Source organism: Stenotrophomonas lacuserhaii, assembly GCF_039674585.1.
Taxonomy (GTDB): Bacteria; Pseudomonadota; Gammaproteobacteria; order Xanthomonadales; family Xanthomonadaceae; genus Stenotrophomonas; species Stenotrophomonas pennii_A.
Genome location: NZ_JBDJNU010000079.1, coordinates 1 through 5,105, shown reverse-complemented (window position 1 = coordinate 5,105; position 5,105 = coordinate 1). Strand labels below are relative to the sequence as shown.

5 protein-coding genes are annotated in these 5,105 nt (G+C 68.6%); all 5 read left to right on the top strand.

Annotation, left to right across the window (positions count from 1 at the left end; genetic code table 11):
- The first annotated feature begins 148 nt into the window (after positions 1-148).
- The 5 genes from ABE522_RS17355 to ABE522_RS17335 all read left to right on the top strand — a co-directional run bounded on the left by ABE522_RS17355 (position 149) and on the right by ABE522_RS17335 (position 4,974).
- Positions 149-1,405 (top strand): DUF418 domain-containing protein, encoded by a 1,257-nt coding sequence (locus tag ABE522_RS17355; protein ID WP_346592766.1) that lies wholly within the window; start codon positions 149-151, stop codon positions 1,403-1,405.
- 87 nt (positions 1,406-1,492) lie between these two features.
- Entirely contained in the window at positions 1,493-2,860 is a 1,368-nt protein-coding gene (gene gorA / locus ABE522_RS17350; protein WP_346592765.1) for a glutathione-disulfide reductase, read from the top strand.
- A gap of 97 nt (positions 2,861-2,957) precedes the next feature.
- Positions 2,958-3,875 carry a DMT family transporter gene (locus tag ABE522_RS17345; RefSeq protein WP_346592764.1) on the top strand — a complete coding sequence of 306 codons (918 nt, stop codon included), beginning with the start codon at positions 2,958-2,960 and terminating at the stop codon, positions 3,873-3,875.
- On the top strand, positions 3,782-4,210 hold the full coding sequence (locus tag ABE522_RS17340; RefSeq protein WP_406846391.1) for an MGMT family protein: 429 nt from the start codon (positions 3,782-3,784) through the stop codon (positions 4,208-4,210). The genes ABE522_RS17345 and ABE522_RS17340 overlap by 94 nt, the downstream gene beginning before the upstream one ends.
- 92 nt (positions 4,211-4,302) lie before the next feature.
- A complete protein-coding gene (locus ABE522_RS17335) occupies positions 4,303-4,974 on the top strand; it encodes a rhomboid family intramembrane serine protease (protein WP_042614086.1) in 672 nt (223 codons plus the stop codon).
- Positions 4,975-5,105: the final 131 nt, after the last annotated feature.

Sequence of the window (5,105 nt, the reverse complement as noted above, 5' to 3'; positions counted from 1 at the left end):
GGGCGCTGGGCGGGCTCGCGCCCCCCTCCCCTTTTGTGTTTTCTGGGGGCGCCCCCCCCCACCCCCCCCCCCCCCGCCCCACCCCAGATGCAGAAAAAAAAGCCACCCGCGAGGGGGTCACACCCGTTCGACCCACCGTCACCGCATAATGGCGCCCCGCACCCCCGGATCCCCCGTGACCAACGCGATTCCTGCCCTGCAGCCGCTGACCACCGCCGACCGCATCACCGTGATGGACATCCTGCGTGGCGCCGCCCTGTTCGGCATCCTGTTGATGAACATCGAAGCGTTCACCGGGCCACTGGACCTGTCCTTCACCGGCGTGGATCCGCACTGGCACGGCATCGATTACCTCGCCGACGCGCTGGTATATGTGTTCGTGCAGGGCAAGTTCTTCCTGCTGTTCTCGCTGTTGTTCGGCGCCGGATTCGCGGTGATGGCCCAGCGTGCACACGGCGCCGGGCGGGACTTCACCCCGATCTACCTGCGTCGCAGCGTGGCGCTGCTGCTGATCGGCGCCTGCCATGCGCTGCTGGTATGGTCCGGCGACATCCTGCTGGTGTATGCCCTGCTGTCCTTCCTGCTGCTGGGCACGCGGCGCTGGCCCTTGTCGATGCTGCCGGCGATGGGCGCGCTGGTGTATGCCTTCGCCGTGGCGCTCAGCCTGCTGTTCGCGCTGCTGGTGTGGGCGGCGGCGCGCGGGGGCAGCCCGCTGGACAGCGCAGGCAGCATGCGCGCGGCGCAGGAGGTCATCGAAGCGCAGCGCCTGGCGTACGGGCAGGGAAGCTGGGCGCAGGCCAACGTGCAGCGGTTGGCCGACCTGCGGCACATGATCGGCGGCATCCTGATCACCGGTCCGGAGATCTTCGGCATGTTCCTGATCGGCGCCTGGTTCGCGCGCAGCGGTGCACTGGCCGACCCCACGCGCTTTGCGCCCTTGTATGCGCGCCTGCGCTGGATCGCCATGCCCGTGGGCGTGCTGCTGATGCTGGCCAGTGCCGCGTGGCACCCCTACCTGGCGCCCGGCGAGTTCACCGTGCAGACCGGGCTGTCCTACGCGATGGCCGCGGTGGCCAGCCTGTTGATGGCGCTGGGCTACCTGGGCTGGATCGTGCGGGCGCGGCATGCACTGGGCTGGCTGGCGGCACCGGGGCGGATGGCGCTGACCCACTACCTGCTGCAGTCGCTGCTGTGCACCTGGCTGTTCTTCGGCTATGGTCTGGGCTTCTTCGAACAGCTGCCGCGTGCGTGGCAACTGGTGTTCGCCGTGGCGTTGTTCGCGCTGCAGGTGGGCATCAGCCACCTGTGGCTGGCGCGCTTCCGCCATGGCCCGATGGAATGGCTGTGGCGGGCGATGACCTACCTGCACTGGCCGCCGCTGCGGCGCACGCAGCAGACGCGCTGAGCGGGCACCGTCACGTCTGGCGTGCGGCCGGCCGTGGCATGCTCTGCACTGGCACCATCTGTTGACGCAACGAAGCGAGCGAGCCCGATGACAAGCACTGCGCATGACTACGACCTGATCGTCCTGGGGGGCGGATCCGGAGGTCTGGCCGCTGCCTTCCGCGCGGCACAGCATGGCAAAAAGGTGGCGATGCTGGAGCCCGGCGAGCTGGGCGGCACCTGTGTCAACGTCGGCTGCGTGCCGAAGAAGGCGATGTGGCTGGCCGCCGACCTGGCCGGACGCATCGGCCTGGCCCGCGCGATGGGCTTCGATGTGCCGCTGCGTCCCGCACTGTCCTGGAAGGAACTGGTGGTGCATCGGCAGGCCTATATCGAGAACATCCATGTCAGCTACCGCAAGCGCCTGGACGAGACCGGCGTCGTGCGCGTGCCGCGTCGTGGGCGGCTGGTCGATGCACACACGGTGGAGTGCAGCGACGGCGTCCGCATCACGGGCGAGCACATCCTGCTGGCCACCGGCGCGCACCCGCAGCGTCCGGACATCCCCGGCGCGGAACTGGGCCTGGTGTCGGATGATTTCTTCAATCTGTGCGACGCACCGGCGCAGGTCGCCATCGTCGGCGGCGGCTACATCGCGGTGGAGCTGGCCGGGTTGCTGCAGGCGCTGGGTAGCCGGGTGACGCTGCTGGTGCGCGGTGGCCGGCTGCTGGATCGCTTCGATGGTGAACTGGCCGCGCAGCTGGCCGACAACCTGTGCCACCAGGGCGTGCGCATCCAGTTCGACTACCGCCTGCGTGAACTCCAGCGCGACGAAGATGGCCAGCGCGTGCGCGTGCTGGGCCACGATGGTCCGCTGGACAGCGTGTTCGACACGGTGTTCTTCGCGATCGGCCGGCGTGGCAATTCCACCGATATCGGCCTGGAGCAGGTCGGGGTGGCGGTGGGTGACCGCGGCGAAGTGATCGTCGATGCGTGGCAGGACACGTCCGTGCCAGGCATCCACGCGGTAGGGGACATCGGCGGCAAGGTGGGCCTGACGCCGGTGGCGATCGCCGCCGCGCGGCATCTGATGGACCGGCTGTTCGGCGGCAGGCCGGACGCGAAGATGGACTATGAGAACGTCCCCAGCGTGGTGTTCTCGCACCCCCCGTTGGGCATGGTCGGCCTGGGCGAAGAGGAGGCGCGCGACCGGTACGGCGAGGTGCGCACCTACCACAGCAATTTCCGGCCGATGCTTCAGGCGCTGGCCGACGGCACCCAGCGCAGCCTGTTCAAGCTGGTCTGCGTGGGCGCCGAAGAGCGCGTGGTCGGCGTACACCTGCTGGGCGAGGCGGCCGACGAGATCCTGCAGGGATTCGCGGTGGCAGTGAAGATGGGCGCGACCAAGGCGCAGTTCGACGATACCGTGGCGATCCATCCCACCTCCTCGGAAGAGATCGTGCTGATGCGCGGCTGAGCGCGTCCTGCCGACCTTGGTCGGCATGGATCACGGTGCCGACCAAGGTCGGCACTTCGAGGTGCATGGTCGCGCGCATGCGATAATCGCGCGCTGCATGAGCACTCCTTCGCCTATCGCCACTTCGTCTACCCGCATCGCGCTGGGAGGCATCGGGCTGGCTGCGATCGGTGCGGTGGCAGCGTCCGGCAAGGCCGTCATCGTGAAGCTGGGTCTGCGCCATGGCGTGGATCCGACCACGCTGCTGGCGCTGCGCATGGCGATGGCGTTTCCGCTGTTCCTGCTGCTGGCCTGGTGGTCCTCGCGCCGTGCCGCATCGCTGGGCTGGGCTGACCGCGCACGCATCCTGTGGCTGGGTTTCACCGGCTATTACCTGTCCAGCTGGCTGGATTTCCAGGGGCTGCAGTACATCAGCGTGACCTTGGAACGGCTGATCCTGTACCTCAACCCGACCCTGGTGCTGCTGATCAACGTGCTGCTGGCGCGGCAACGTCCGGGCCGATGGCAACTGGCCGCGCTGGCGCTCAGCTATGCCGGCGTGCTGGTGGCATTCGGCCACGACCTGCAGCGCGAAGGCGGGCAGATCGTGCTCGGCAGCCTGCTGGTGCTCGGCAGTGCGATCAGCTATGCGCTGTATCTGTTCGGCAGCGGGCAGGTGGTGGCGCGCATCGGCGCGGTGCGGCTGACCGCGCAGGCCAGCTGCGTGGCCTGCGTGCTGGTGCTGCTGCATTTCGGCCTGACCCATCCCTGGCCGCTGCTGTGGCAGGCACCGGCAGCGGTGCAGTGGCTGTCGCTGGTCAACGCCACGGTGTGCACGGTGCTGCCGGTGATGGCGATCATGCTGGCGGTCAAGCGCATCGGCTCGTCGCTGGCCGCTCAGGTCGGTATGCTCGGGCCGGTTTCCACGATCGTGATGAGTCTATGGCTGCTCGACGAACCGATGGGCCCGGCGCAGATCGCCGGCACCGTGCTGGTGCTGTGCGGGGTGCTGCTGGTGACCCGCCTGCGGCGCTGACCCCGGAACAGGCGCGTGAGCGCATCCTGACGGTGATCCGCGCCATTCCGGCCGGGCAGGTCATGGGGTATGGACAGGTGGCTGCGCGTGCCGGATTGCCGGGCAGGGCGCGGCTGACCGCGCGCGTGCTGGGCATGAACGAGGATCCGCAGCTGCCGTGGCACCGTGTGCTGCGCGCCGATGGCCGCATCGCCATGCCGGAAGGATCGCGCGGCTGGCGTGAACAGAGCCAGCGTCTGCGCGCCGAAGGCGTGGTGGTGGAACGCGGACGCGTGCGGATGCCTGCGCTGGATCCGGTGCAGGCGCTGGATGCGGAGATCTGGGGGCCGCGCTGAGCGCGCCAGCGCGCTGAACGCGTGGGCGGCTGGAGGCAACGCCATCCACGGGCGCTGCCGTTATGATGGAGGCCGTTCCAGAGGATGCCCCCATGCTGCCGCGACTGCCCACCGTTACCAAGGCATTGCTGATCGCCAACGCGATCCTGTTCCTGCTGCAGCAGCCGTTCCTGCTGGGCGATGCGACCTTCGCACCGTTCATGCTGCAACCGCTGCAGGGCAGTTTCGATGCCTTTTCGCCCGGCGGCAATTTCCAGCCGTGGCAGTTGCTGACCTATGGTTTCCTGCATGGCAGCTTCGGCCATCTGTTCTTCAACATGCTCGCCGTCTTCATGTTCGGCGCACCGCTGGAACAGACCTGGGGCGAGAAACGATTCCTGACCTTCTACCTGGTCTGCGTGGCCGGCGCGGGCCTGTGCCAGCTGCTGGTGGGCAGCCTGATGGAAAATCCGGCCACGGTGCTGGGGGCTTCCGGCGGCGTGTTCGGCCTGTTGCTGGCCTACGGGATGCTGTTCCCGAACCAGCGGGTGATGCTGCTGTTCCCGCCGATCCCGATGAAGGCGCGCACCTTCGTGATCCTGTTCGGCGTGGGCGAACTGGTGCTGGGCGCCACGGGCTGGCAGCCCGGCGTGGCCCACTTCGCGCACCTGGGCGGCATGTTGTTCGGCTGGCTGCTGATCCGCTACTGGCGCGGCCAGCCGCCGTTCAAGCCGCGCCCACCGGGCCCACCGAAGCGGCCGAACCACCTGCGTTCTATCAAGTAGGACGGGCGAGGGTAGTGACGGCCGCTGGCCGTCACGCGCGGGCTGTTCGGGTTGTCGGCCCGCGGCCGTGCCGAACCGGGCGGACCGGATGGCGGCCGAGATGGGGGCGATGTCGATCTTGTGCCTGGTCC